Origin of the sequence: Variovorax sp. J31P179, assembly GCF_030316985.1 — a bacterium.
Taxonomy (GTDB): domain Bacteria; phylum Pseudomonadota; class Gammaproteobacteria; order Burkholderiales; family Burkholderiaceae_C; genus Variovorax; species Variovorax ginsengisoli_B.
In genome coordinates, this window is sequence record NZ_JASZYL010000012.1 from 48590 (window position 1) to 75090 (window position 26501).

General features: G+C 69.6%; 21 protein-coding genes. 9 read left to right on the forward strand and 12 right to left on the reverse strand.

The genetic code is table 11. The features are described 5' to 3' along the window. Nucleotides 1–12: 12 nt before the first annotated feature. The 4 genes from xdhB to QTI17_RS26400 all read right to left on the reverse strand — a co-directional run bounded on the left by xdhB (nucleotide 13) and on the right by QTI17_RS26400 (nucleotide 6032). Nucleotides 13–2436 carry a xanthine dehydrogenase molybdopterin binding subunit gene (gene xdhB, locus QTI17_RS26385; protein WP_286536643.1) on the reverse strand — a complete coding sequence of 808 codons (2424 nt, stop codon included), beginning with the start codon at nucleotides 2434–2436 and terminating at the stop codon, nucleotides 13–15. Between the two features lies 1 nt (nucleotide 2437). Then, nucleotides 2438–4039, reverse strand: coding sequence for a xanthine dehydrogenase small subunit (xdhA, locus tag QTI17_RS26390; protein ID WP_286536752.1), 1602 nt, complete (start codon nucleotides 4037–4039; stop codon nucleotides 2438–2440). 166 nt (nucleotides 4040–4205) lie between these two features. Further along, nucleotides 4206–4982, reverse strand: coding sequence for a methyltransferase, TIGR04325 family (locus tag QTI17_RS26395; RefSeq protein WP_286527758.1), 777 nt, complete (start codon nucleotides 4980–4982; stop codon nucleotides 4206–4208). A 135-nt stretch (nucleotides 4983–5117) separates the two neighbouring features. Beyond that, nucleotides 5118–6032 (reverse strand): LysR family transcriptional regulator, encoded by a 915-nt coding sequence (locus tag QTI17_RS26400; RefSeq protein ID WP_286536644.1) that lies wholly within the window; start codon nucleotides 6030–6032, stop codon nucleotides 5118–5120. 129 nt (nucleotides 6033–6161) lie between these two features. On the opposite strand from QTI17_RS26400, the gene QTI17_RS26405 reads away from it, so the two are divergent. From QTI17_RS26405 to QTI17_RS26430, 6 genes are all read left to right on the forward strand, one after another. Then, nucleotides 6162–8315 (forward strand): thiamine pyrophosphate-dependent enzyme, encoded by a 2154-nt coding sequence (locus tag QTI17_RS26405; RefSeq protein WP_286536645.1) that lies wholly within the window; start codon nucleotides 6162–6164, stop codon nucleotides 8313–8315. Then, nucleotides 8315–9937, forward strand: a complete 1623-nt coding sequence (locus QTI17_RS26410) for an indolepyruvate oxidoreductase subunit beta family protein (protein WP_286536646.1) — start codon at nucleotides 8315–8317, stop codon at nucleotides 9935–9937. Before QTI17_RS26405 ends, QTI17_RS26410 begins: the two co-directional genes overlap by 1 nt. Before the next feature lie 96 nt (nucleotides 9938–10033). Further along, nucleotides 10034–11080, forward strand: coding sequence for a TRAP transporter substrate-binding protein (locus QTI17_RS26415; protein WP_286536647.1), 1047 nt, complete (start codon nucleotides 10034–10036; stop codon nucleotides 11078–11080). Nucleotides 11081–11096: 16 nt separating this feature from the next. Continuing rightward, nucleotides 11097–11639: a TRAP transporter small permease gene (locus QTI17_RS26420; RefSeq protein WP_286536648.1), complete on the forward strand. Its 543-nt coding sequence runs from the start codon at nucleotides 11097–11099 to the stop codon at nucleotides 11637–11639. Beyond that, the gene (locus QTI17_RS26425) at nucleotides 11636–12937 is read left to right on the forward strand and encodes a TRAP transporter large permease (RefSeq protein WP_286536649.1); all 1302 of its coding nucleotides are present in this window, start codon (nucleotides 11636–11638) and stop codon (nucleotides 12935–12937) included. The genes QTI17_RS26420 and QTI17_RS26425 overlap by 4 nt, the downstream gene beginning before the upstream one ends. A gap of 42 nt (nucleotides 12938–12979) precedes the next feature. Then, nucleotides 12980–13930, forward strand: coding sequence for a nucleoside hydrolase (locus QTI17_RS26430; protein WP_286536650.1), 951 nt, complete (start codon nucleotides 12980–12982; stop codon nucleotides 13928–13930). 7 nt (nucleotides 13931–13937) lie between these two features. Here QTI17_RS26430 and QTI17_RS26435 read toward each other — a convergent pair whose 3' ends face one another. The 6 genes from QTI17_RS26435 to QTI17_RS26460 are packed head-to-tail and all read right to left on the reverse strand — an operon-like array spanning nucleotide 13938 to nucleotide 19955. After that, the gene (locus tag QTI17_RS26435) at nucleotides 13938–14633 is read right to left on the reverse strand and encodes a phosphoribosyltransferase (RefSeq protein ID WP_286536651.1); all 696 of its coding nucleotides are present in this window, start codon (nucleotides 14631–14633) and stop codon (nucleotides 13938–13940) included. 2 nt (nucleotides 14634–14635) lie between these two features. Beyond that, nucleotides 14636–15472 (reverse strand): ATP-binding cassette domain-containing protein, encoded by an 837-nt coding sequence (locus tag QTI17_RS26440; RefSeq protein ID WP_286536652.1) that lies wholly within the window; start codon nucleotides 15470–15472, stop codon nucleotides 14636–14638. Then, entirely contained in the window at nucleotides 15469–16485 is a 1017-nt protein-coding gene (locus QTI17_RS26445; protein WP_286536653.1) for an ABC transporter ATP-binding protein, read from the reverse strand. The genes QTI17_RS26440 and QTI17_RS26445 overlap by 4 nt, the downstream gene beginning before the upstream one ends. After that, nucleotides 16482–17366 (reverse strand): ABC transporter permease, encoded by an 885-nt coding sequence (locus tag QTI17_RS26450; RefSeq protein ID WP_286536654.1) that lies wholly within the window; start codon nucleotides 17364–17366, stop codon nucleotides 16482–16484. The genes QTI17_RS26445 and QTI17_RS26450 overlap by 4 nt, the downstream gene beginning before the upstream one ends. After that, nucleotides 17363–18340: an ABC transporter permease gene (locus tag QTI17_RS26455; RefSeq protein WP_286536655.1), complete on the reverse strand. Its 978-nt coding sequence runs from the start codon at nucleotides 18338–18340 to the stop codon at nucleotides 17363–17365. The genes QTI17_RS26450 and QTI17_RS26455 overlap by 4 nt, the downstream gene beginning before the upstream one ends. 10 nt (nucleotides 18341–18350) lie before the next feature. Next, entirely contained in the window at nucleotides 18351–19955 is a 1605-nt protein-coding gene (locus QTI17_RS26460; RefSeq protein ID WP_286536656.1) for an ABC transporter substrate-binding protein, read from the reverse strand. Between the two features lie 87 nt (nucleotides 19956–20042). On the opposite strand from QTI17_RS26460, the gene QTI17_RS26465 reads away from it, so the two are divergent. Together QTI17_RS26465 and QTI17_RS26470 are read left to right on the forward strand one after the other, a co-directional pair. Then, entirely contained in the window at nucleotides 20043–21227 is a 1185-nt protein-coding gene (locus QTI17_RS26465; RefSeq protein WP_286536657.1) for a M20 aminoacylase family protein, read from the forward strand. Nucleotides 21228–21259: 32 nt separating this feature from the next. Beyond that, nucleotides 21260–21673, forward strand: a complete 414-nt coding sequence (locus QTI17_RS26470; protein ID WP_286527789.1) for an acyl-CoA thioesterase — start codon at nucleotides 21260–21262, stop codon at nucleotides 21671–21673. A gap of 7 nt (nucleotides 21674–21680) precedes the next feature. Here the strand turns inward: QTI17_RS26470 and QTI17_RS26475 are convergent, their stop codons facing one another. Both QTI17_RS26475 and QTI17_RS26480 read right to left on the reverse strand, forming a co-directional pair. After that, the gene (locus QTI17_RS26475; protein WP_286536658.1) at nucleotides 21681–22202 is read right to left on the reverse strand and encodes a DUF3016 domain-containing protein; all 522 of its coding nucleotides are present in this window, start codon (nucleotides 22200–22202) and stop codon (nucleotides 21681–21683) included. Between the two features lie 66 nt (nucleotides 22203–22268). Continuing rightward, nucleotides 22269–22784 carry a nucleoside deaminase gene (locus tag QTI17_RS26480; RefSeq protein ID WP_286527791.1) on the reverse strand — a complete coding sequence of 172 codons (516 nt, stop codon included), beginning with the start codon at nucleotides 22782–22784 and terminating at the stop codon, nucleotides 22269–22271. A gap of 152 nt (nucleotides 22785–22936) precedes the next feature. On the opposite strand from QTI17_RS26480, the gene QTI17_RS26485 reads away from it, so the two are divergent. Further along, a complete protein-coding gene (locus QTI17_RS26485; protein WP_286536659.1) occupies nucleotides 22937–26494 on the forward strand; it encodes a S8 family serine peptidase in 3558 nt (1185 codons plus the stop codon). Nucleotides 26495–26501: the final 7 nt, after the last annotated feature.

Sequence of the window (26501 nt, forward strand, 5' to 3'; positions counted from 1 at the left end):
ATGGAAAGGCCCTCAGGCGCCGGCCTGGACCGCGGTGATCGCGTTCAGGATCGCCTCGCTGGTGGCGGGCGCGCGCAGCGGCGGGTCGACCTTGTGCTCGCCGGCCGCCGACACCGCATCGCGGATCGCGAAGAAGACCGAGAACGGCAGCAAGAGCGGCGGCTCGCCGACCGCCTTGCTGCGGTGGATCGAGTCCTCGAAGTTCTGGCCCTCGAACAGCCGCACGTTGAACACCGGCGGGCAGTCGTTGGCGGTCGGGATCTTGTAGGTGCTCGGCGCGTGGGTGGTCAGCAGGCCGGTCTTGGGATGCCAGACCAGCTCTTCGGTCGTGAGCCAGCCCATGCCCTGGATGAAGGCACCCTCGACCTGGCCGATGTCGACCGCCGGGTTCAGCGACTTGCCGGCATCGTGCAGGATGTCGGCGCGCAGAAGCTTCCACTCGCCGGTCAGCGTGTCGACCACGACCTCGCTCACCGCCGCGCCGTAGGCGAAGTAGAAGAACGGCCGGCCGAACATCTTGTCCTTGTCCCAGCTGAGGCCCGGGGTGGCGTAGAAGCCGTCGGACCACAGTTGCACCCGGTCGAGGTAGGCCTCGCCGACCACGGTGCCGAAGGGCAAGGTGCGGCCGTTGACCTCGACCTTGTCGTTGGCGAAGCGCACCTGCGACGCCTCGCCGCCATGGCGCGCCGCGGCGCAGGCGGCCAGCCGTTCGCGGATCTGGCGGGCGGCGTCCTGCGCCGCCTTGCCGTTCAGGTCGGCACCGGTCGACGCCGCGGTGGCCGAGGTGTTGGCCACCTTCTGCGTGTCGGTCGCTGTCACCCGCACGCTCTCGAAGCTGACGCCGAGTTCGTGCGCCACCACCTGCGCCACCTTGGTGTTCAGGCCCTGCCCCATCTCGGTGCCGCCGTGGTTCACCAGGATCGAGCCGTCGGTGTAGACATGGACCAGCGCGCCGGCCTGGTTGAAGTGCTTGACGTTGAACGAGATGCCGAACTTGAGCGGCGCCAGCGCGATGCCGCGCTTGAGCACCGGGCTCTTGGCGTTGAAGGCCGCGATCTCCTCGCGCCGCGTGCGGTAGCTGCTGGTGGTCTCGAGTTCGGCCACCAGCTCGTGGATGATGTTGTCGCTCACCAGCTGGCCGTAGGGCGTGACGTTGTTCTCGCCCTTGCCATAGAAATTGACGCGCCGCACGTCAAGCGGATCGCGGCCCAGTTCGCGCGCCACGCTGTCGAGGATGTTCTCGATCGCGATCGCGCCCTGCGGCCCGCCGAAGCCGCGGAAGGCGGTGTTGCTCTGGGTGTTGGTCTTGCCCGAGTAGCCGTGCATGGCGACGTCGGGCAGCCAGTAGGCATTGTCGAAATGGCACAGGGCGCGGGTCATCACCGGGCCCGACAGGTCGGCCGAATGGCCGGCGCGCGAGACCATCGAGATCTCGGCGCCGAGGATGCGGCCCTCGTCGTCGTAGCCGACCTCGTACTCGTACCAGAAGCAGTGGCGCCGGCCGGTGATCATGAAGTCGTCGTCGCGGTCCAGCCGCAGCTTGACCGGGCGCTGCAGCTTGCTGGCGGCGACCGAGGCCACGCAGGCGAACAGGGCCGACTGCGACTCCTTGCCGCCGAAGCCGCCGCCCATGCGCCGGCACTCGACATGCACCTCGTTGGCCTGCAGGTGCAGCGCATGCGCCACCAGGTGCTGCATCTCGCTCGGATGCTGGGTCGAGCAGTAGACGTGCATCGCGCCGCCCTCCTTGGGGATCGCGTAGCTGATCTGCCCTTCGAGGTAGAACTGCTCCTGGCCGCCGACGTCGAGCTCGGCCTTGAGGCGATGCGGCGCCCTGGCGATCGCGGCCTGCGCGCCGCCATCGTTCGTGCTGCGCACCAGGTGCATCGGCGGCACCACGTACTCGCCCCTGGCATGCGCGTCCTGCGGCGTCAGCACCGGCGGCTGCGCCTCGATGTCGAGCGCGTCCTTGGCGCGGGCCGCGGCGCGGCGGGCGGCGTCGCGGGTCTCGGCGATCACCGCGAACACCGGCTGGCCAAGGTAGCGGATGTCGCCGCTGCACAGGATCGGGTCGTCATGGACGATCGAGCCGCAGTCGTTGCTGCCCGGAATGTCGGCGGCGGTGAGCACCGCCACCACGCCCGGCATCGCGCGGATGGCGTCGAGCCGGACGTCCTTGAGCCGGCCGTTGGCCACCGGCGACAGGCCCAGGGCGCAGTGCAGCGTGCCGGCGAGTTCGGGGATGTCGTCGATGTAGGTGGCCTCGCCGGCGACATGGAGCTGGGCCGACTCGTGCGGACGGCTGATGCCCACGCGGGCGCCATCGTCATGCGCGCGGGCCTCGGCCTTGGCGTCGATGCGCGCGGAGGTGTTGGTCAGGTAGTCGGCGAAGGCCTCGGCCGACTGGAACAGGCTGGGATCGAGGGGTTTGTTCATGTCAGGCTCCTTGCACGGCCTCGAGGGCGGCGTGGGGCATCACGCTCCAGACGCTGGTGGCTTCAACCGGCAGCGGGTCGTTGGTGCGCGTTTCCAGCCACAGCCGCTGCAGCAGGTTCTGCGCCACCTGCAGCCGGTAGTCGGCGCTCGCGCGCATGTCGGTCAGCGGCTTGAAATCCTGCGCCAGCGCCAGCTTGGCGGCGTTCACGCTGGCCTGGGTCCAGGGCTTCCCGGCCAATGCGGCTTCGGCCTGGGCGGCGCGCTTGACGGTGGCTGCCATGCCGCCAAAGGCCAGGCGGATCTCTTTCACCACCTCGCCGTCGATCGCGATCGCGAAGCCGGCGCACAAGGCCGAGATGTCGCAGTCGAAGCGCTTGCTGATCTTGTAGGCGCGCAGCTGGCGCCCGAGCGCCGACAGCGGCACCGCCAGCCCCTGCACGAATTCGCCCGGCTCGAGCTTGTTCTTCATGTAGTCGACATAGAACTCGGGCAGCGGCATCCGCCGCACGCGCTCGCCGCGGCGCAGTTCGATCTCGGCGTCGAGCGCCATCAGCACCGGCGGCGAATCGCCGATCGGCGAGCCATTGGCGACATTGCCGCCCATGGTGCCCGCGTGGCGGATCGGCGGCGAGGCGAAGCGCAGCCAGACATCGGTCAGGCTCGGCGCCCGCTGCACCAGGGCAGCGAAGGCGTTCTCGAGCGAGGCACCGGCGCCGATGTAGAGCTCGGCCGCCGCGCCGCTGCCGCGCTCCTCGATCAGCTTCAGCTCGGCCACGTCGCCGACCGAGATGATGTCGCCGAGGTCGCGGAACTGCTTGTTGACCCAGAGCCCGACGTCGGTCGATCCGGCGAGCAGCTGGGCGGCCGGCTTGGCTTCGCGCAGCGCGGCGAGTTCGGCCAGCGTGGTCGGCGCATGGAAATGGTCCAGCCGCTGCCCCAGGGGCGCGGCGTAGTCGAAGGTGGCGTCGTGCTTCAGGCTGGCGAGCGCCTCGACCACCGGCGCGGTGTCCAGCCGCACGCCCGGCAGGTCGAACATGCGCTGGCCGGCGTCGAGGATCGGCCGGTAGCCGGTGCAGCGGCACAGGTTGCCCGACAGGTCGTCGGCCAGCTGCTGCCGGGTCGGCTGGGTGCCGCCCTCCTGGTGGTGCTCGTAGGTCGACCACAGCGACATCACGAAGCCGGGGGTGCAGAAGCCGCACTGCGAGCCATGGCAGTCGACCATCGCCTGCTGGACCGGGTGCAGCCGCTGCACCGGGTGCTTCTCGTGCCGCGTCGCATCGTGCCCGTGGCCGCACTGCGCCTTCAGGTCCTCGACCGTGAACAAGGCCTTGCCGTGCAGGGTGGGCAGGAACTGGATGCAGGCATTGACGGTCGACAGGCGCAAGCCGCCGACCGCGCCCTTCTCGCCCGGCTCGGCCAGTTCGCCGACGACCACGGTGCATGCACCGCAGTCGCCCTCGTTGCAACCCTCTTTGGTGCCGGTGCAGCGCACGTCCTCGCGCAGCCAGTCGAGCACCGAACGGGTCGGATGGACGCCGCTGACGTCGACGATTCGGCCGCGATGGAAAAAGCGGATCGGTTGGGTGCTCGGGGTCATGCGCATCTCGTGGGTGGGTTCTGTCAACGCTCTGGAACGATCAAAAATCGGGCCATGTCGAAGTTAGTACTTTGCCGCATGCCATGCATACGGTCCCACCCATAGCGCCTATGTGGCGCCCGGTATGTGACGATAGGGAAAACCCTTGAAGTCGCCGGGCGCGGGAGGCGCCCTAACCCGGCCGGAGGTCGAAGCAGCAACCGGCGTAGTAGGCGGCGTCTCCGCCTTCGACGAAGGGCACCTCGATCAGCTTGCCCTCATTGCGCCAGGCATCGCGCCGCACGTAGCCCGCCTCGACCAGGTCGGCCATCAGCTCGTCGTATTTCTGGATGCGGTAGGGGCAGAAGCCGAACCCGAGGCTGTGCACGGTGAAGATCGTTCGCTCGGGATGCACCGTCGTGGTGTTCAGGATGATGCGCTTCGGCTTGACTGGCAGCGCGGCCAGGATCTGGGGCATGCGTTCGGGCAGGAACTGCAGGCAACCCGAAATGAACAGCACGTCGAAGCCGCTGGCTTCCTTGTAGTCGCTGGTGAAGCTCAGTTCCTCGCCGATGCCGCGCTCGGCGGCGATCTCGCGGCCGGCCTGGATGACGCCCGCGACATCGCAGGTCCTCCAGCGCATGCCCGACGGGTAGTTGAGCACGCGACGGAACGCGTAGTACTTGATGCCGGCATGGCCGCCGAGGTCGAACACGGAACGCAAGCCGTCCTCGAACGAGCGGGCGATCCAGAACAGCCCCGGGTAGTCGTAGAAGAAGATCTTCTGGCTGAACAGCCGGCGGGCCTCCGCGGCGTTGTCGAACCCCATGGGCTTGGACGTCGGTGCCGCCGCGGCAGCCGCTTCGAAGCTCTCGTAGGAGCCCATGAACAGGTGCTCGTCGACGTTGTCGATGAACTTGCGGCGATAGGCGGCCTCGCGAAACGCCCGTGGCAGAAGGTTCTGGGCCATGCGGTTCAGGCGCCCGCGCCCGCCAGGGGTGCGGGCTGGGTCGACGCGTCGATGACTGATGGATGTCGCATGCCTTCATCCTACAAAAATATGTTCGAAATCGTAAACCATTGTCGACTTCAAGTCAGGTGATGGTCAGGCTCCCTCGCTGAACAGTTCCCGGATCACCTGCTGCAGCCAGCGGTTGGCCGCATCGCCCTCGAAGCGCTTGCTCCAGTGGAGCGAGACGCTGAAGTCGCGCAGCGGAAAGGCCGGCTCGACGATCGCGTAGCCGCCCTCCTGCGCGAAGCCGCGGGCGATGTTGCGCGGCATCACCACCGCCAGGTCGGTGGCCCGCACGATCGCCGGCAGCACCATGAAGTGTTCGGTGGTCAGCCGCACCCGGTCCTCGAGGTTGAGCAGCTGCAGGATCCGCAGGGTTTCGGCGTGGGTGCGCACGGCCACGTACTCGAGTGTCTGCAGCGCGTCGAGCAGCGCCCCGCTGTTGCGCCGGCCGCGCGTGAACGGATGGCCCGCGCGCAGCAGCACGATGTAGCGGTCCTTCAGCAGGTGCGCGCGCTGGGTGTCGCGCACCTTCGGCAGGAAACCGAAGGCGAAGTCGATCCGGCCGTTGTCCAGCGCCGGGGCGATCTCGGCCGGTGGCAGCGGCAGCGTCTCCAGCCGCACCCCGGGCGCCAGCGCGCCCAGGCGGGCCATCAGGACCGGCAGGAAGCGGCCCTCGCCGATGTCGCTCATGTGGATGCGGAAGGTCTTGCGCGAGGCCGAGGGCTCGAAGCGATCGGGCTCGTTGAGCGCCTCCTCGAGGGTGCCCAGCGCCGCCTGCACCGCCACCGCCAGCCGGTCGGCGCGCGGCGTCGGCGCGACGCCGCCCGGCGCCCGCATGAAGAGCGCGTCCTTGAGCAGCAGGCGCAGCCGGCCCAGCCCGTGGCTGGCGGCCGGCTGGGTCAGGCCCAGCGACTCCGCCGCCCGGCTCACGCTGCGGGCCCGGTAGACGGCGTCGAACAGCCGCAGCAGGTTCAAGTCGATCGAATCGATATGCATGGCGTTCATATTGCTTAGTTTGATTATTTTATTGATGACTGCTGACCGCCCCACGACACTGGCGACCGGCCGGTGAGCCGACCCCGGCGCCGCTCTGCCCCCGCCACCCCAGCCCTCCGGCAAACAGGAATCCGTCTCTTGGAAGTTTCATTCAGCAAGGAAATCGAGGCCCTGCGCCTCGGTGCCGGCGACACCTTTCACGGCGAGGGCATCCTCGCGATCACCAAGGCACTCCTGCAGTCCGGCGTGGCCTACGTCGGCGGCTACCAGGGCGCGCCGGTGTCCCACCTGCTCGACGTCATGGTGCAGGCCAAGCCCTACATGGACGAACTCGGCGTGCACGTCGAGGCCTGTTCCAACGAAGCCTCGGCGGCGGCCATGCTCGGCGCCTCGATCCACTATCCGCTGCGCGGCGCCGTCACCTGGAAATCCATCGTCGGCACCAACGTGGCGGCCGACGCGCTGTCCAACCTGTCGTCGCCGGGTGTCAAGGGCGGCGTGCTGATCGTGGTCGGCGAGGACTACGGCGAAGGCGCCTCGGTGATCCAGGAGCGCACGCATGCCTATGCGCTCAAGTCCAGCATGTGCCTGCTCGACCCGCGGCCCGACCTGGCCGTGATGGTGGACATGGTCGAGCACGGCTTCCGCTTGTCGGAGTTCTCCAACATGCCCTGCATGATGGAGTTGCGCATCCGCACCTGCCACGTGCGCGGCAGCTTCGAATGCAGGGACAACCTGCCGCCCGCCATCTCGACCCGTGCACTCATGGCGGAGCCCGCCGGCTTCGACTACATGCGGCTCGCGCATCCGCCCGTCACCTTCCGCCACGAGAAGCTCAAGGGCGAAGAACGGCTGCCGGCAGCGCGCCGCTACATCGCCGAGCACAAGCTCAACGAACTGATCCCGGGCACGCACGCCGACCTCGGCATCGTGGTGCAGGGCGGGCTCTACAACGCGCTCATCCGCAGCCTGCAGCAACTCGGCCTGGCGGATGCCTTCGGCGCCACCGATGTCCCGTTGCTGGTGCTCAATGTCGCCTATCCGCTGGTGCCCGAGGAAGTGGCGGATTTCTGCGTCGGCAAGCGCGCGGTGCTGGTGGTCGAAGAGGGGCAGCCCGAATACATCGAGCAGGAGATCGCGACCTTGCTGCGCCGGCGCGACATCCAGACGCCGCTGCACGGCTGCGACATGCTGCCGGCCGCCGGCGAATACGGCGTCGAGGTGCTGGCCACCGGCGTCGGCCGCTTCGCCGAGCGCTACCTGCCGGACCATGCGCACGGCTCGGGCCGCGCCTGGCTGGCGGGCAACATCGACCGCCGCGCCGCGGTCGCGACCCGGCTCGACGCCCCGCTGCCCATTCGGCCGCCGAGCTTCTGCATCGGTTGCCCCGAGCGGCCGGTGTTCGCGGCGCTCAAGCTGGCCCAGCAGGACAGCGGCCCGGTCCACATCGCGGCCGACATCGGCTGCCATGCCTTCGGCACCTTCGAGCCGTTCTCGATGGGGCATTCGATCCTCGGCTACGGCATGAGCCTGGCGAGCCGCGCCGGCGTGTCGCCGATGATGCAGCGGCGGGCGCTGTCGATCATGGGCGACGGCGGCTTCTGGCACAACGGCCTTCTCACGGGCGTGCAGAGTGCACTCTTCAACGGCGACGATGCGGTGCTGCTGATCTTCAAGAACGGCTACACCTCGGCCACCGGCACGCAGGACATCATCTCCACGCCCGACGACGAGGTCAAGGAGCGCGCGGTCGACAAGCAGCAGAGCCTGGTCGACAAGAACCAGACCATCGAGGCCACGCTCAGGGGCCTCGGCGTGCAGTGGCTGCACACGGTCCACACCTACGACGTCGACAAGATGCGCAAGACGCTCAACGACGCCTTCACCAGCGACTTCAACGGGCTGAAGGTGATCGTCGCCGAGGGCGAATGCCAGCTCGAGCGCCAGCGCCGCATCAAGCCGTGGATCGCCAGCCTGCTCAAGAGAGGCGAGCGGGTGGTGCGCGTGAAGTACGGCGTCGACGAGGACGTCTGCAACGGCGACCATGCCTGCATCCGCCTGTCGGGCTGCCCGACGTTGACGATCAAGGACAACCCGGACCCGCTCAAGGTCGATCCGGTGGCGGTCGTGATCGACGGCTGCGTGGGCTGCGGCCTGTGCGGCGCCAATGCCCATGCCGCCACGCTGTGCCCGAGCTTCTACCGCGCCGAGGTGGTGCAGAACCCGAAATGGCACGAACGCCTGCTGCACGGACTGCGCGGCGCATTCGTCCGACTTCTCCAGCCCGCATGATGAACCGCACCCAACCCACCACCCTGCTCATCTGCGCCCTCGGCGGCGAAGGCGGCGGCGTGCTGACCGAATGGCTGGTCGATACCGCGCGCCATGCGGGCTACGCGGCGCAGAGCACCTCGATCCCCGGCGTGGCGCAGCGCACCGGTGCCACCACCTACTACGTCGAGGTCTTCCCGGTGCCGCTGGCCGAGCTCGGCGGCCGCCGGCCGGTGTTCAGCCTGAGTCCGGTGCCGGGCGCGCTGGACGCCATCGTCTCGTCCGAACTGCTCGAGACCACGCGCCAGATCGGCAACGGCATGAGCGCACCCGAGCGCACCCTCGTCATCACCTCCTCGGCCCGCACCCTGACCACCGCCGAGCGCATGCAGCCCGGCGATGGCCGCGCCGATGCCGGCCGGCTGCTCGAGGTGGTCAAGGCCTTCAGCCGCGAGCACCACGTGTTCGACATGGGGGCCGCGGCGCGCGAGGCCGGCACGGTGGTCAGTGCCGTGATGCTCGGCGCGATCGCCGGCAGCGGACTGTTCCCGTTTCCGCGCGCGGCCTACGAGCGAGCGGTACGGGGCGGCGACGGCGGCAGCGACAAGCCGGGCAAGATGGCCGCCGCCAGCCTGCGCGGCTTCGCCGCCGCCTTCGATGCAGTCAACGCGCCGCGGGAACAGGCCGCCATGGTGACCCGCCTGCTGGACAGCGCGAGCGGCGAACGCGCGCTGCCGACGCCGCTGCCGCCGGCCGTGGCCGCCCGGTTTCCGGCGCCGATGCACGACCTGCTCGCGCTCGGCCATGCGCGGGTGCTCGACTACCAGGACGCCGCCTACGCCACGCTCTATGTCGAGCGCCTGGCCCAGGTGCTGGCCGCCGAGCGCGCGGCCGATCCGGCAGCCGCCCACGGCTACTCGACCACGCGCGAAATGGCGCGCTGGCTGGCCTTGTGGATGGCTTTCGACGACATCGTTCGGGTGGCCGAACTCAAGAGCCGGGCCAGCCGGACACAGCGCGTGCGCGGCGAGGTCAAGGCCGGCGACGACGACATCGTCAAGGTGTACGACCACTTCAAGCCCGGCGCACCCGAGTTCGCGGCGCTGTTGCCGGCCCCGCTGGCGCATCGCGTGACCGCCTGGGACCGGCGCCGTTCGACGCCCTGGGCGATGCCGCTGAAGGTCGGCAGCCATTCGGTGATCGGCATGGCCTCGCTGCGGCTGCTGGCGTCGCTGCGCTGGCTGCGCAAGCGCGGCAGCCGATTCGCCGACGAACAAGCGCTGATCGTGCGCTGGCTCGACGCCGTCGTCGCAGGCACGCGCGCCGACTGGCGCCTGGGCCACGAGGTGGCGCTCTGCGGCCGCCTCATCAAGGGCTACGGCAGCACCAACGAGCGCGGCAAGGCCAACCTGCTGCACGTGATCGATCACCTGGCGACGGCGCCGCTGCCAGACGGCTCGCCGGCCGCGCGCGCCACGGCGATCGCGGCAGCGCGCGAAGCCGCGCTGGCGGACGAGGCCGGCAAGGCGCTCGACGCGGCGCTGGTGCGCCACGGCGCGCCGCCGCGGCCGGTGGTCGCGCAGCCGATTCGATGGATGAAGCGCAAGCCGCAGGCCGGCGCCACGCCCGCCCAATCAAGGTAAATGCCGATTCACGGTGCGTCGATTCTTATAAAAAATAACCGATTCGCACCGCGCCGAGCTTCCCGATCCGACAACACCCGCAAGGAGACACATCCCATGACCCCTATCCGCTTCATGACTTCGGCCACCGGCCGCGCCGTGCTGGCACTTTCGGCCACGCTGGCACTGGCAGCCGGTGCCGTTCATGCACAGGACAAGCCGGTCAACCTCAAGATGTCGAGCTGGGTGCCGGCGCAGCATCCGCTCAATCCGTCGCTGCAGGCCTGGGCCGACGACATCAAGAAGGCCTCGAACGGCACCATCACCGCGACGCTGTTCCCGTCGGAGCAGCTCGGCAAGGCCTTCGACCACTACGACATGGCGCGCGACGGCATTGCCGACTTCGCCTACATCAACCCGGGCTACCAGCCGGGCCGCTTCCCGATCATGGCCGGCGCGTCGCTGCCCTTCCTGTTCGCCAACGGCAAGGGCGGCTCGGCCGCCATCGACGAGTGGTACCGCTCCTACGCGGCGAAGGAGATGAAGGACGTGAAGTTCTGCTTCGCCTTCGTGCACGACCCGGGCACCTTCCACGCGCGCAAGAAGATCACGCTCCCGACCGACATCAAGGGCATGAAGATCCGCCCCGCCACGAGCACCATCGGCCAGATGGTCACCTCGCTGGGCGGCACCAACGTGCAGGCGTCGGCGCCCGAGTCGCGCGACATGCTGGAGCGCGGCGTGGCCGACGCGATCACTTTCCCGTGGGGCTCGATCGGCCTGTTCGGCATCGACAAGGTGGTCAGCTACCACATGGACGTGCCGCTCTACGTCACGCCTTTCGTCTGGGCCATGAACCAGAGCAAGTACGACAGCATGTCGCCGGCGCAGAAGAAGGTCATCGACGACCACTGCACCAGCGAATGGGCCGAGAAGGTCGCCACGCCGTGGGCCGACTTCGAGTTCGCGGGCCGCGCCAAGATCGCCGGCCAGCCGGGCCACGAGATCTACAAGCTCACGCCCGAGCAGCTCGACGCCTGGCGCAAGGCCACGGCGCCCGGCGAGGCCCAATGGGCCGAGGGCGTGAAAAAGGTGAGCCAGGACCCGAAGGCCGTGATGGACGCGCTCAAGGCCAGCCTGGCCAAGAACAAGTCGGCGCTCTGAGCCGGGCGGGGTTCGAATGAACGACGCAGCAGCGCCGACCCGACCCCGCGTGGGGGTCATGGACCGGATGATCAATTCCATCGAGTGGCTGGCCGCCATGTTCGTGGGGATCGTCGCGCTCAACATCTTCCTGGCGGTGGTGCTGCGCAAGTTCTTCAACACCTCGATCCCCGACTCCTACGACTTCGGCCGGATGCTGCTGGGCATCCTGATCTTCTGGGGCATCGCGGCCACCAGCTACCGCGGTGGCCACATCACGGTCGACCTGGTCTGGACCGCCGCCGGGCCGCGCATGAAGCGCTGGATCGACGTCTTCGCGACGCTGGTGCTGCTGTTCGTGGTCGCGGTGCAGACCGCCATGCTGTTCGACAAGGTGCGCGGCACCTATGTCGACAACGTGCTGACCTACGACATGAACATCCCGACCTGGCCCTTCTACGCGGTGGCCTGGCTCGGCGACGTCTCGGCCGTGGTGCTGATCGCGATCCGCACCTATCGATTGATCTTCCATCCTGAATTGCTCCATGACGAGAAGCCGGAAATGAAAGCCGATGAATGAGCACTGATGCGATAGCAGTATTGGGTTTCGTGGTTCTTTTCGCATTGATGCTGCTGCGGGTGCCGGTCGGCATGGCGATGGGCCTGGTCGGCGTCACCGGCTACGCCTGGATCGTCGGCCCCGGCCCGGCGCTCAAGCTGGTCGGCCAGACCTCGATGCGCACGGTGACCGACTACACCTTCGGCGTCATCCCGATGTTCATGCTGATGGGCGCGCTGGTGTCGGTGTCGGGGGTCAGCCGCGAGCTGTTCAAGGCCGCGAACTCAATGATCGGCCATCTGCGCGGCGGGCTCGGCGTGGCCACCGTGCTGGCCTGCGGCGGCTTCGCGGCGATCTGCGGCTCGTCGGTGGCCACCGCCGCCACCTTCTCGGCCGTGGCCTATCCGGAGATGCGGCGCTTCAACTACCCGCAGTCGTTCTCGACCGGCGTGATCGCGGCCGGCGGCACGCTGGGTGCCATCCTGCCGCCGTCGACCGTGCTCGCGGTCTACGCCATCCTCACGCAGCAGGACATCGGCAAGCTCTTCATGGCCGGCATCGTGCCGGGCATCCTGGCGATGGCGATGTACGTGATGACCATCGCGATCATCGTGCGGGTGCGGCCCGACTGGCTGCCCGGCGGCCAGCTCCGGCCCTGGGCCGAGCGGCTGGCCGACCTGAAGAACGTCTGGGCGCCGCTGGTGCTCTTCATCTTCGTGATCGGCGGCCTGTACGGCGGCTTCTTCACGCCGACCGAGGCCGGCGGCGTCGGCGCCAGCGGCGCCTTCATCCTCGGCCTGCTGCGCCGCAAGCTCGACGGCCCGAAGATCCGCGAGGCGCTGCTGTCGGCCACCCGCACCGCGGCGGCGGTCTTCACGGTGCTGATCGGCGCCCTGCTGTTCGGCTATTTCCTCACCATCACGCAGAGCCCGCAGAAGCTCACCGAGTTCCTCACCAGCCTGGGCATCGGCCGCTACGGCGTGCTGGCGCTGATCATGCTGATGTACCTGGTGCTCGGCTGCCTGATGGACGCCATGGCGATGATCATCCTCACCGTGCCGATCATCTTCCCGGTGATCGTCCACCTGGGCTTCGATCCGATCTGGTTCGGCGTCATCATCGTGATGACGGTGGAGCTCGGGCTGATCCATCCGCCGGTGGGCATGAACGTCTTCGTCATCAAGAGCGTGGTCAAGGACGTCAGCTTCACGACCATCTTCAAGGGCGTGCTGCCCTTCATCCTGACCGACATCCTGCGGCTGGTGATTTTGATCGCGTTCCCGATCATCGCGCTCTGGCTGCCGACCAAGATGGGTTGACGACGCCAGCCGGCCAACGCCGGGCAGGCGACACAATCTCGCATGCATCCTTCAAACGCACCGACTTCCGCCTGGATCGACACCGACATGGGCTTCGACGATCTGGCGGCCGTGCTCACGGTCACGCAGACGCCGCCCTGGCGGGTCGACGGCATGTCGCTGGTGGCGGGCAACGCGCCGCTCGAGGTGGTGGTCGACAACGCCTTGCGCGCGGCCGCCTGCTTCGGCTGGGGCTTTCCGATCCACGCCGGCAGCGACGGGCCGCTGGTTGGCGAACTGGTCACGGCGCAGAACATCCTCGGCGCGGACGCCATGGCCTCGGCCGGCCGCAGCCTGCCGCTGGTGCGCACCGCGCTGGCATCGAGCGACGCGGTGGCCGCCCTGATCGACCATCTCTCGGCCGCGGACCAGCCGGTCACGCTGCTCGCGCTGGGGCCGCTCACCAACATCGCGCGGCTGCTGCAGCGCCGCCCCGAACTGGCGCCGCGCATCGGCCAGCTGATGTGGATGGGCGGCAGCGCCGGGCCGGGCAACCACACGGCGGCGGCCGAATTCAATGCGGCCGTCGACCCCGAGTCGATCAATGCGGTGCTCGACGCCGGCGTGGCGCTGCATATGGTCGGCCTCGATGCCTGCCGGCAGGTGCGCGTGCATGCGGCCGACGCCGAGGCCCTGCGTGCCGTCGGCACCGACAAGGCCGAGCTGCTGGCCGACCTGCTGCTCGGCTATGTGCGCATCGCGAGCCCGGCGGGCACCTTGCCGATGTCGCTCTACGACCCGACGGCCGCCGCGGCGCTGGTGGCGCCCCACGGAATGAGCTTCAGGCCGGCGCACCTGGTGGCCGAATGCAAGGGCGAGCACACCCGCGGCATGACCGTCGTCGAGTGGCGGGTGCCGAGGCGCGCGGCGTCCAATGCGGAGGTGGCCAGCGTGGCCGACGAGGCCTTGCTGCGGCGCGTGGTGCTGGACGCCCTCGCGCGCGCCGCGCGATGAACTCGCGCTAGTCCCGCAGCACCCAGCCGTCGGGCACCGCCTTCAGCAGCGGACTTTCAAACACGCCGACCACCCGCGCGGCGCGCTCGGCCCCGAGCTTGTCGACCCAGCGGCGACCCTGCAGCATCGCGACCCCGCAGGCAACCACATCGCCGCCCAGCGACTCGATCAGCTCCCAGGCCGCGAGCAGCGTGGTGCCGGTGCTGACCGCGTCGTCGACCAGTACCAGCCGCCGGCCCTCGATCAGCGGACGCAGGTGGGGGTCGAGATAGATGCGCTTGCCCGGCGTCGGCGAGGTGATCGAGTGCACCGGCGCGGACAGCGCCTCGTCGTACCAGAACTTGCGCGAGTAGCCCATCGGCAGGTAGCGTGCATGGCCCAGCGCACGCGCGACCACCGGCGCCAGCGTGAGCCCCAGCGTGGGCAGGCCGATCACCAGTTCGGGCGCCTGCGGGGCCAGGCGCTGCGCCAGCATGGCGCCCAGCGTGTCGACCACTTCGAGCGAGGCGTGGTTGACCAGCAGCGATGCCACGGCATGCGCCGGCTCGGCCGCGAGTTGCCGGATCGGCAGCATCAGCACGCGGCCGTCGGGCAGGCGGGCCGGGTAGCCGAAGCGCCAGGGCGCCTCGGGCCGCTCGACGTCATCGGCCGCGACGATGCGCTGCCAGTGGTCGGTGGTGGCTTCGGTGAAATGCCCGGTCATCTTCAAGTCCGCTGTGGCGCGAGCTGACGCGACGGATCGGGCACCGGCGTGGCGGCCAGCAGGCGCTGGGTGTAGGGGTCGCGCGGCGCATTCAGCACCGCGTCGGCGTCGCCGCTCTCCACCACCCGGCCCTGGTGCATCACCATCACGCGGTCGGCCATGGCACGCACCACGCCGAGGTCATGGGTGATGAAGAGATAGGCCAGCTGGCGCTCCCGCTGCAGGTCGAACATCAGCTTGAGGATCTGCGCCCGCACCGAGACGTCGAGCGCCGAGACCGGCTCGTCGGCCACGATCAGCGCCGGATTCGATGCCAGTGCGCGGGCGATGCCGACCCGCTGGCGCTGGCCGCCCGAGAGCTCGTGCGGCAGGCGGTGGCGGAAGTGCGCGGCCGCGAGGCCGACCTGCTCCAGCAGCGCATCGACCTCGACCGCCGCCGCGCGGGCGTCTAGCCCGCGGTGCCAGGTCAGCGGCAGGGCGACGCTCTGGCCGATGGTGCGGCGCGGATTGAGCGAACCGCCAGTGTCCTGGAACACCACCTGCACCTCGCGGCGAAAGCTGCGCGCCGCCTCGCCGGAGCGGGTCGCGACGTCCATGCCCTTGTAGAGGATGGTGCCTTCGCTCGGCGCCGTGAGGCCCAGCAGCATGCGCCCGAGCGTGGTCTTGCCGCTGCCGCTTTCGCCGACCAGGGCCAGCACCTCGCCGGCGCGGATCGACAGCGAGACGCGGTCGACCGCGCGCTGCATCTGCCGGGCGCGGAACAGCCCGCCGCTCGCGCGCACCGGGAACAGGCGGCTGAGCTCACGGGCTTCGAGCAGTACCGGAGTCGCTTCGTTCATGATGCCGCGGCCTCGTTGCGTTGCCAGGCATCGGCGGCCAGCGCTTCGTCGCTGCGCAGGCAGCGGTCGGCACCGGCGCCCCGGGTTCGCAGCGCCGGCGTGCCGCTGTCGCAAAGGCCGGCACGGGCGATCGGACAGCGCGGATGAAAGCGGCAGCCTGCGGGCCAGTGGCCGGCGATCGGCACGCTGCCCGGGATCGAGAACAGCGAATGGGCGCGCGACTGCGGACTCAGGATGCTGGCCAGCAGGCCCTGCGTGTAGGGATGGCGCGGCGCCGCGAACAGCGACCCGACCTCGTTGGCCTCGACCACCTGGCCGGCGTACATGACGTTGACCCGCTGGCAGGTTTCGGCCACCACCGCCAGGTCGTGCGTGATCAGGAGGATGCCGAGGTCGAGTTCCTTGCGCAGCCGCATCAGCAGCTTCAGGATTTCAGCCTGGACCGTGACGTCGAGCGCCGTGGTCGGCTCGTCGGCGATCAGCAGCGCGGGCCGCATCGCCAGCGCGCTCGCGATCAGGATCCGCTGGCGCATGCCGCCCGAGAGTTCGTGCGGGTACTGGCGCGCGACCCGTGCGGCGTGCGGCAATTCCATCATGTCGAGCAATTCGAGGACGCGCGCCTCCAACCCGTCGGTGCGTCCGTGCGCGCGCAGCGGCTCGGCGATCTGGCGGCCGACCGGCATCAGCGGATCGAGGTAGCTGGTGGGGTCCTGGAACACCATGCCCACGCGGGCGCCGCGCACCGCCCGCAGTTCGGCGGCCGGCAGCCGGGCCAGGTCGCGGCCTTCGAGCAGGACCTGCCCGGCGGCCACCCGCGCCAGCGGCGACGGAAAGAGGTTCATCAGCGCGAAGGCCGTCATCGACTTGCCCGAGCCCGATTCGCCGACCAGGCCCACGGCCTCGCCGCGGCGCACCGTGACCGACAGGTCGTTGACCACCCGCAGCGCGGCCGCGCCCTGCCCGATGTCGACCGACAGCCCGCGCACGTCGAGCAGCAGTTCCGAATCGCTCATTTCGGGCCTCGCGGATTCAGGGCGTCGTTGAGCGCGTCGCCGAAGACATTGAACGACAGCACGGTGAGCGCGATCGCGAGGCCCGGGAAGGCCGACATCCACCAGGCGCTGCGCAGGTACTGCTGGGCGTCGTTGAGCATCGCGCCCCAGGACACGTGGTTCGGATCGCCGAGGCCGAAGAAGCTCAGGCTGGCCTCGATCAGGATGGCCATCGCGATGTCGAGCGAGCCCAGCACGATGATCGGCGCCGCCACGTTGGGCAGGATCTCGCGCACGATGATCGCGCCGTGGCCCATGCCCGCCACCCGCGCCGCGTCGACGAACTGCGATTGCGCCAGCGCGGCCACCGAGGCCCGCACCACCCGCGCCAGCTGCGGCCATGACAGCGCCGCAATCACCACGATCATCTTCAGCACGCTGGTGCCGAACAGCGCGATGACGATCAGCGCCACCACGAAGCGCGGCAGCGTCTGGAAGAACTCGGCGATGCGCATCAGCAAGGTGTCGAGCCAGCCGCCGAAGTAGCCCGCCAGCGCGCCAACCACGACGCCGACGACCACCGCGATCAGCGCGCTCAGAACGCCGACGGTCAGCGAGATGCGGCTGCCGAAGACCACCCGGGCCCAGATGTCGCGGCCCAGGTCGTCGGTGCCGAGCCAGTGGCCCGGCGACAGCGGTTCGAGCAGCGCGCTGTCGCCGCCGCCGAGCGGGTCGTGGCCGGTGGCCAGCGGCGCGAACACGGCCAGCCCGAACAGCAGCGCGAGGAAGGCCAGCGCGAGCAGCGTCGTCGGCCGCCGCAGCAGGCGCCGCCGGAAGCCGGCCTTCTGGAAGGGCGTGCCCACCGCGGGGGGCGTCATCGTCAGTTGGGTCGGGTCGCTCATGCGCGTTCGATCCGGGGATCGATCCATCGGTGGACGATGTCGGTGACCAGGTTGGCGATCACCACCGTGACCGACACCATCAACAGGATCGCCAGCATCACCGGATAGTCGCGCTTGGAGATCGATTCGTAGAGCAGCCGCCCGATGCCGGGCCAGGCGAACACGGCCTCGATCAGGGCCGAGCCGGCGAGCACGAAGCCGACGTTGTAGCCGATGACCGTGAGCACCGGCGCCGCGGCATTGCGCAGCGCGTGCACCACCACCACCGTCCACTCCGAGGCGCCGCGCGAGCGCGAAGCCAGGATGAAGTCGGCGTTCATGACCTCCAGCATCGCGGCCCGCGTGATGCGCGTGATCAGCGTCAGGTAGCGCAGCGACAGCGCGAAGGCCGGCAGCACCAGGTAGGACAGGTGCTGCACGAAGCCGTCGAAGCCGGGCAGCGTGCCGCGCACCGGGTTGTTGCCTTGCGACGGCAGCCATCCCAGCCAGATCGCGAACACCAGGATCAGCAGCTGGCCGAGCCAGAAGTCGGGAATCGCGTAGCCCGCAGACGAGGCGCCCTGGATCGCCGAGTCGACCAGGCCGCGGCCAGGACGGGTGGCGGCGCGGGCCGCGACGACGCCGAACACGATGCCCATGACGCTGGCGAAGGCGAGCGCGGTCAGGGTGAGTTCGAGCGTCGCGCCCAGGCGTTCGAGGATCAGCGTCGCCACCGGCTGCTGGTTGGCGAACGAATAGCCGAAATCGCCCTGCGCCACCTTGGCCAGGTAGCGCAGCAGCTGGACCCACACCGGCTGGTCGAGGCCGAACTCGCGGCGCATCTGGTCGAGGTACTCGGGCGGCGCCGGGAAATCGCCCACCAACAGCGTGATCGGGTCGCCCGGCGTGAAGGCGATCAGCAGGAAGTTGAGCACCACCACCGCGAGCAGCAGCGGGATCGCATGCAGCAGGCGCCGCAGGATGAAGGAAGACATCGAGAGACGACTAGTCCAGACGCTTGACGCCGGCCCACTGGTCGCGCGCATCGAGCGCAGGGAAGACCCCTGTGAGCTTCTTGCTCGCCGTGTCGACCGTCTCCTCGTCGAACAGCACCAGGGTCGGCAGGTCCTCGTTGAGGATCGCCTGCAGCTCCTTGTAGAGCTTGGCGCGGGCCTCGCGGTCGGTGGCGGTCGCGGCCCGGGCGAGCAGGTCGTCGACCTTCGGATTCGAATAGCCGCTGGCGTTGGTGTTGGGCGCGGTCCCGGTGTAGCTGTTGTACAGGCGGGTGTAGCCGATGGCCGGGTCGCCGGCCGAGAAGTACGAGCCGAGCATCATGTCGTAGTCGCGCTTGGCGAACACGCGGTCGTAGTACACCGAACGCTCGAGCGGTTCGAGCTTCACCTCGATGCCGATCTGGCGCAGGTTGTCCTGGATGATCTGCGACTGCGCGCGCATCTGCGCGCGGCTGACGTCGAAGGGCATGCGCAAGGTCGTGCCGCCGGGCTTGGCGCCGGCCTTCTCGAACAGCGCCTTGGCCCGCGCCGGGTCGAGCGGGTACTTCTTCGCGTAGCTCACCTCGTCGTTGAAGAGCCACTTGAAGCCGTCGCCGAAGGCGCCGGCGCCCGGCCGGGCGATGCCGTTCATGGCCTGCTTCACCAGCCGCTGGCGGTCGATCGCCAGCGCCGCCGCATGGCGCGCCTCGATCTTCGAGAACAGCGGCGACTGGGTGTTGAACATCAGGAAATAGATCGCAGGAATGTTCACGCCGCGGCGCGGTGCCAGGTTTTTGTCGGCCAGGATGCGCGGGACTTCGGGCTTGGGCGTGTAGAAGTCGAGCAGTTCGTCGATCTCGCCGGTCTGCAGGGCCGGCACCCGGTTGGCCGCCTGCGGAATCACCTGGAAGATGATCGATTCGAGGAAGGGCTTGCCGCCATCCCAGTACTGGTCGTTGCGCACCAGCTTGATGCTGGCGCCGCGCTTCCATTCGCCGAACTTGAAGGGGCCGGTGCCGACCGGCTTCTGGTTCGCAGGGTTGGTGCCGATGTTGCTGCCCTCGTAGATGTGGCGCGGCAGCATCGGCGCATCGAACACCGTCATCTGCGACAGCAGCGGCGCGTACGGCTTCTGCAGCCGCACCACCACGGTCAGGGCATCGGGCGTGTCGACCTCGACGCCGAGGCCCTTGAACACCGGCGCCGCCCGCGGATGCAGCTTGCCCACCACCTCGAGCAGCGTGAACTTGACGTCGGCGCTCGTGAAGTCCTTGCCGTCATGCCACTTGACGCCGGGGCGCAAGGTGAAGCGGTAGGTCTTGCCGTCGGGCGAGACCGTCCAGGCGGTGGCCAGCGAGGGCTTGGGGTTGTATTGCGGGTCCAGCCACACCAGGCCTTCGAGGATCTTGGCCGAGACGTCTCCGGCCGCGAAGTCGGTGGTGGTGCCGAGGTTCAGGGTCGGCGGGTCGGCGTCGATGGCCAGCACCGCCGTGCCCTTGCCGGTGGCCGCACGGCCGTAGCGCGAGGTGGCGAGGCTGCCGGCCAGGGCCAGCGCGCCCAGGCTCAGCTGGCGGCGGGTCAGCGGGAGGGGCGAGGAATCGTGGGTGGAATCGGTCATCGTTCTGGCACAGCAATTTCGAGGCCAATGGGCCCGCCATTATTGGCGTGGAAAATGCGAGTCCACTGCAGCATCAAGGCGGCTCCGATGATTTCCGTTCCCATCCACCCAGGCATCCGGGCGTCGACCGAGGAAATGGTCGGCCTGCGCCGGCAGATCCATGCCAATCCCGAGCTGGGCTACGAAGAGTTCCAGACCAGCGACCTGGTGGCCCAGCGGCTGGCGCGCTGGGGCTATGCGGTGCACCGCGGCCTGGGCGGCACCGGCGTGGTCGGCACCCTGAAGCTCGGCCAGGGCGGCAAGCGGCTGGGCCTGCGCGCCGACATGGATGCGCTGCCGATGACCGAGACCACCGGCCTGTCCTGGGCCAGCCGGAAACCGGGTGCCATGCACGCCTGCGGCCACGACGGCCACACCGCCACCCTGCTCGCGGCGGCCCAGGTGCTGGCGGCCGCGCAGGGCTTCGACGGCACGCTCAACCTGATCTTCCAGCCGGCCGAGGAAGGCCTGATGGGCGCGAAGAAGATGGTCGAAGACGGTCTCTTCGAACGCTTCCCCTGCGATGCGGTCTATGCCTATCACAACGAGCCCGGCTTTCCGGCCGGGCAGTTCGGCTTCCTGCCGGGCGTCATCTACAGCTCGTCGGACACGGTCGTCATCACCATCGAGGGCAAGGGCGGCCATGGCGCGATGCCGCACACCACCGTCGACCCGATCATGGTCGCGGCGCACCTGATCCTGGCGCTGCAGACGCTGGTGTCGCGCGAGGTCGATCCGAACGACATGGCGGTCGTCACGGTGGGCGCGATGAACGCCGGCAAGGCGCCGAACGTGATTCCGACCAGCGCCGAACTCAAGCTGTCGGTGCGCGCGCGCAGGCCCGAGGTGCGCGCCTTCCTGCGCGAGCGCATCACCGCCATGGCCCAGGGCCAGGCGGCCGTGCATGGCGCCAGCGCGGTGGTGGACTACCAATGGAAGATGCCGCCCTGCGTGAACGATACGGCGGCCACCGACTTCGCGCGCCAGGTGGCGCTGGCCTCGATGGGCGAGAAGGCGTTGATCCCGGACATGGCGCCGCTGCAGGCCAGCGACGATTTCGCCTTCATGCTGGACGCGGTGCCGGGCAGCTACTTCATCGTCGGCAACGGCGACGGCAAGCCCGGCGGCGGTCCGGGCTGCATGGTGCACAACACCGGCTACGACTTCAACGACGAGATCCTGCCGAGCACCGCGAGCTACTGGGTGTCACTGGTGCAGGCCTACCTGCGTTGAACGCCGTCCAGGATGCATAGACTCTCACCACCATGAACCCTGAAGTCACCTACACCGTCCGCGTCGAATTCGGCGACTGCGACCCCGCCGGCATCGTCTGGTTCCCCAACTTCTTCCGCTGGATCGACGCCGCATCGCGCCACTTCTTCGCCGAGCGCGGCGTGCCGCGCTGGGAGGAAACGGCGCGCACGCTGGGCGTGATCGGCACGCCGCTGGTCGACACCCACACCCGCTTCGTCAAGAGCGCCAGCTACGGCGACACGCTGCAGATCGCGGCCGCGATCCGCGAGTGGCGCGAGAAGAGCTTCGTGCAGACCTACCGCGTGACGCGCGGCGAGGACCTGATCCTCGAATGCGAGGAGGTTCGCATCTTCGCCGCCGCCCGCGAAGGCGGCGGCATCCGGGCGGTGCCGATCCCGCCGGAGATCCGCCGGCTCTGCGAATAGGGCGGTGTCAGTCCTGGGACGCCCGGGCGACGATGCGCCGGTCGAACCAGTCGTCCATCATCGCCTTCTCGTAACGCAGCCGATCGGTGGGCGAATAGCGATTGACCGTCATGAGGTAGTTGAGGTTGGACAGCTCGTCGTCGGCGTCCGCCAGCAAGCGGTCGCCGCGGGTCAGCGTGTAGTGCAGCCGCATCCGCGGCCAGGTGATGTCGCGCAGGATGCGGATGTAGGTGCCGGTCTGGAGGCGGAAGCGCCAGGGCTCGAACCAGCCGGCCAAATCGATGTTCAGCACCTCGATGCGCAGGCTGTCGCCGGGCGGCAGGCCGCGCTCGGCCAGCTGCACCAGGTGGCGCTGGACGTCGCGCATGACTTCGAGCCGCTCGGGCTCGCTGCCGTTGGGATGCGAGTAGGCGGCATCGGTGAAGCGCTCCGGATGCACGAAGACGACCGACAACGCTGGCGCGGTGGCCTGCGCGGAGGCGCCGGCCACGAGCAGCGCGGCGAGCGTGGGAACGAGCAGTCGAGGCATGGCGTCTCCTGTCGACAACAGGCCTGGTTGGACACCGCGGCGGTCCCCCGGTTCCCGGCCGCTGCGTCAGCGGCTGGCCCAGAACGCGCGCTGCATCGCGATCGTCTCCTGCGCGATCTCGGTGACCGGGCCGATCAGCTCCACCGGCTTCTGGCCGTGGTCGAAGACATGGCGCGACGACAGGCTCATGGTCGGGTTCTCGGCATGGCTGCCGGTCTCCGCCAGCAACTCGGCCTCGGTCATCGCGAACACCACGCGCCCGATGTTGGCCCAGTAGGCCGTTCCGGCACACATGCAGCAGGGCTCGACCGCCGTGTAGAGCGTGCAGCCCCACAGGAATTCGGGCGTGAAGTTGGTCGCCGCCACCCGCGCCAGCGTGGACTCGGCGTGGTTGACCGTGTCGATGTTGCATTGCTCCAGCAGCACGGTCTCCTGGTCGGGGCCGACCAGCACGGCACCGAAGGGATGGTGCCCGAGTGCGACGGCGCGCAGCGCCACCTCGTTGGAGCGACGCAGGTGGCGCAGCATCTGCGCGTGCGTCGGGCGCAGGCCTTGGGGCGGCAGCGGGGTTGTTCCGGACATGGCTTTGAATACTCCTGGATGACGACAGGCAGAGGCTATTACTTTTGCACGGGCAGCGCCGTTGCGGCGCGGCGACTCACTCGACCATTTGGCAGAGGGGCGCAGCGCCCGCCAGGGAGTACAACCATCGCTTCATTCCAGCGGGAAAACCGATGGCCCAGCCGCAGCGATTTCTCGTCAAGATGCGAGCCCCCGCAGGCCAGGCCTCGGTGCAGCTGTCCGGCGCCGCCGTGCCGCTGCACATCCGGCCGCTGTTCCAGAGCATCGGCGCCCCGACCGGGCTGGGACTGGCGGCCGGCGCCAGCTGGCACATCGTCGAGCCGGCGCTGGCGCTCGACGCCGGCAACCCCTGGGACGTCTGCCACGCGATGGTCACCCAGGGCCTCGGCCTGGCGGGCGCCGCCCTGCCCGAGTTCGCCGAGCCGGACTTCCCCCAATCCTGGATCACCGGCTCGCCCGAGGCCGAAGCCCTGGCGCTGACCGCTTCGTGCGAGCCCGTCGCCCAGAAGACCGGAAGCAGCGGCTATCCCGGCGCGGACGACCCCCTCTGGCACCAGGACGACGGCCATTCGGAGTTCGCCCGCGCGCTCGCGGACCTGACGCTGCCGCCCGCCGACCAGCGCGTGCGCATCGCCCACCTGGACACCGGCTTCGATCCCGCGCACCAGAGCCGCCCGGCCCTGCTCGAGACCGAGCTGCAGCGCAACTTCGTCGACGACCAGGCGCCCACGGACGCCACCGACACGGCCTCGGGCGTGTTCAACAACCGCGGCCACGGCACCGGCACGCTGAGCCTGCTGGCCGGGTCACCGGCCGGCGGCCTGCCCCGCCTCGGCGCGGCTCCATTCGCCCGGGTGGTGCCGCTGCGCGTCGCCGACCGCGTGGTGCTGTTCCGCAACAGCGCGATCGCGCAGGCGCTCGACCATGTGCACGCGCTGTGCGCGACACCGGCGACCGCCGTCGATGTCGTGACGCTGAGCATGGGCGGCCTCGCGAGCAGCGCCTGGGCCGATGCGGTCAACGCGCTCTACGAGGCCGGGGTGGTGGTGGTGGCCGCGGCCGGCAACAACTTCGGCAACCTGCCGACGCACCATGTCGTCTACCCGGCGCGGTTCAACCGCGTCATCGCGGCCTGCGGCGTGATGGCCGACCACCAGCCCTACGCCGACCTGCCGGCCTCGAAGATGGCCGGCAACTACGGGCCGGCGAGCAAGATGCGCACCGCCATGGCGGCCTACACGCCGAACGTGCCGTGGGCCAAGCTCGGCTGCGGCACGGTGGTCGACCTCGACGGGGCCGGCACCTCCGCGGCCACGCCGCAGATCGCAGCCGCCGCCGCGACTTGGCTGCAAAAGAACAAGGCCGCGTGCGGCCGCTACACGCAGCCCTGGATGCGGGTCGAGGCCGTGCGCCGGGCGCTGTTCGACAGCGCCGGCGACGGCGACCCGGTCAGGTTCGGGCGCGGCTGCCTGCAGGTCGTGAAGGCGCTCGCCGTCGAGCCCGAGGCCGAAGCCGCACTGAAGGCGGAGGCGCCCGACAACGCCTCCTTCCCGCTGTTCAAGGTGCTCACCGGGCTCGGCCTGCAGGCCCAGGCCACACCGGCGCAGGCGATGCTGGAGCTGGAGGCCCTGCAGCTGTCCCAGTGCTCGGCGATCGAGCGCATCCTGCCCGAGCCCGCGGTCGACCCGCTGTCGCTCACCGGGCCCGAACGGATGGCCGTGCTGGAAGCCCTGCGCAACCATCCGCGGGCCTCGCAGGCGCTGCGGGCGGCCCTGCAGTCGCATCCCGCGCCCGACCCGGGCCTGCCGATCCCGCCGCAGCGGCTGAGCCGCATCGAGGCCCTGCACCTGCAGCACGCCCTGGCGCCGCAGCCGCCGACACCGGCCGCGCGGCGGCTGCGCATCTACGCCTACGACCCTTCGCTGGGCCGCGACCTCGACACGGTCGGCCTCAACGAGACCGTGGCCGAGGTGCGCTGGGAGGCGAAGCTGCAGCCCGGCCCGGTCGGCGAATACCTCGAGGTGGTCGACGTCGATCCGGCCAGCGGCTGCTGCTACGCCCCGGTCGATCTCGACGATCCGCGCCTCCTGGCGACCGACGGCCTGCGCCCCTCGGAGGCCAACCCGCAGTTCCACCAGCAGATGGTCTACGCGGTCGCCATGCGCACCATCGACCATTTCGAGAAAGCGCTGGGCCGGGTGGCGCTGTGGGCACCGCGGGCCGGCCCGCAGTCCGAGCGCTTCGTGCGCCGGTTGCGCATCCATCCGCATGCCCTGCGGGCCGAGAACGCCTACTACAGCCCCGAGCGCAAGGCCTTGCTGCTCGGCTACTTCGCGTCGAGCGCGGCGACCAGCGGGGCGCCGTCGGAATACGTCTTTACCGCCCTGTCGCACGACATCGTGGCCCACGAGACCACCCATGCGCTGCTCGACGGCCTGCACCGGCGCTTCCGGGAGGCGACCAACCCCGACGTGCTGGCCTTCCACGAAGCCTTTGCCGACATCGTCGCGCTGTTCCAGCATTTCTCGATGGGCGACTCGCTGCGCGAAGCGGTCGCCCGGGCCCGTGGCGACCTGTTCCAGCCGACCCTGCTGGCCAAGCTGGCGGTGCAGTTCGGCAATGCCACCGGCCACTATGGCGCGCTGCGCCAGGCGATCGGCAAGGAGGTCCGGGACGAGGCCACCGGCCAGAACGTCTGGCAGCCCGCGGCCCCGCCCGACAAGGGCGACTACCAGCGCTCGACCGAGGCCCACGCGCGCGGCGCGGTGCTGGTGTCGGCGGTCTTCGACGCCTTCCTGAAGATCTACACGCGGCGTGCGCAGGTGCCGATCCGGCTCGCCACCCATGGCTCGGAAGTGCTGCCCGAGGGTGCCCTGCCGGCACAGCTGGTGGATGCGCTGACCGAGGTCGCGAGCAAGGTGGCGAGCCAGATCCTCGGCATGTGCATCCGCGCGCTCGACTACTGCCCGCCGGTCGACATCACTTTCGGCGACTACCTGCGGGCGCTGGTCACGGCCGACCGCGACCTGGTGCATCACGATCCGCTCGGCTACCGGGTCGCCTTCGTCTCGGCCTTCGCGGCGCGCGGCATCTACCCCGAGAACGTGCGCACGCTGTCGGTCGACACCATCGCCTGGGAGCCGCCGCCGGCGCCCTTCCCGCGCCTGGAACGCCAGCTCGCCGGGCTGCAGCTGAACTGGGACCTGCAGGTCGACCGCGAAGCGGCCTGGACGGACGCGCGCGCCAACGCCGCGCTGCTGCATGGATGGCTGGTCGACCCGGAGGTCGTCGACGACGACGAGCTCGCGGTGCTCGGCCTGCGCCGCAGCGCGCCGGCCCCCGTCTCGCTCGCCGGCACGGACGGCACCGCCGTGCCCTGCACGCTGCACGGCATCGAGGTGCACTCGATCCGCCCGCTGCACCGGGTCGGCCCCGACGGCCAGCTGCTGTCGCAGCTGGTGATCGAACTGACCCAGTCGCTGCATGCCGACGACGGCACCGGCATGGTGTTCCGCGCCGGCGCCACCCTGCTGTTCGACATCGGCAAGGGCGCCATCACCTACCTGGTGCGCAAGCGGGTCGACCAGCAGGCACGGGTCTCGGCGCAGCAGGCGCTGTGGGCGGACCGCCGGGCGGCCCAGCCCAACAGCTATTCGGGGCTGGCCACGCACGACGCCGAGCCTTTCGCGCTGCTGCACCGCGCCCACTGAGACGGGA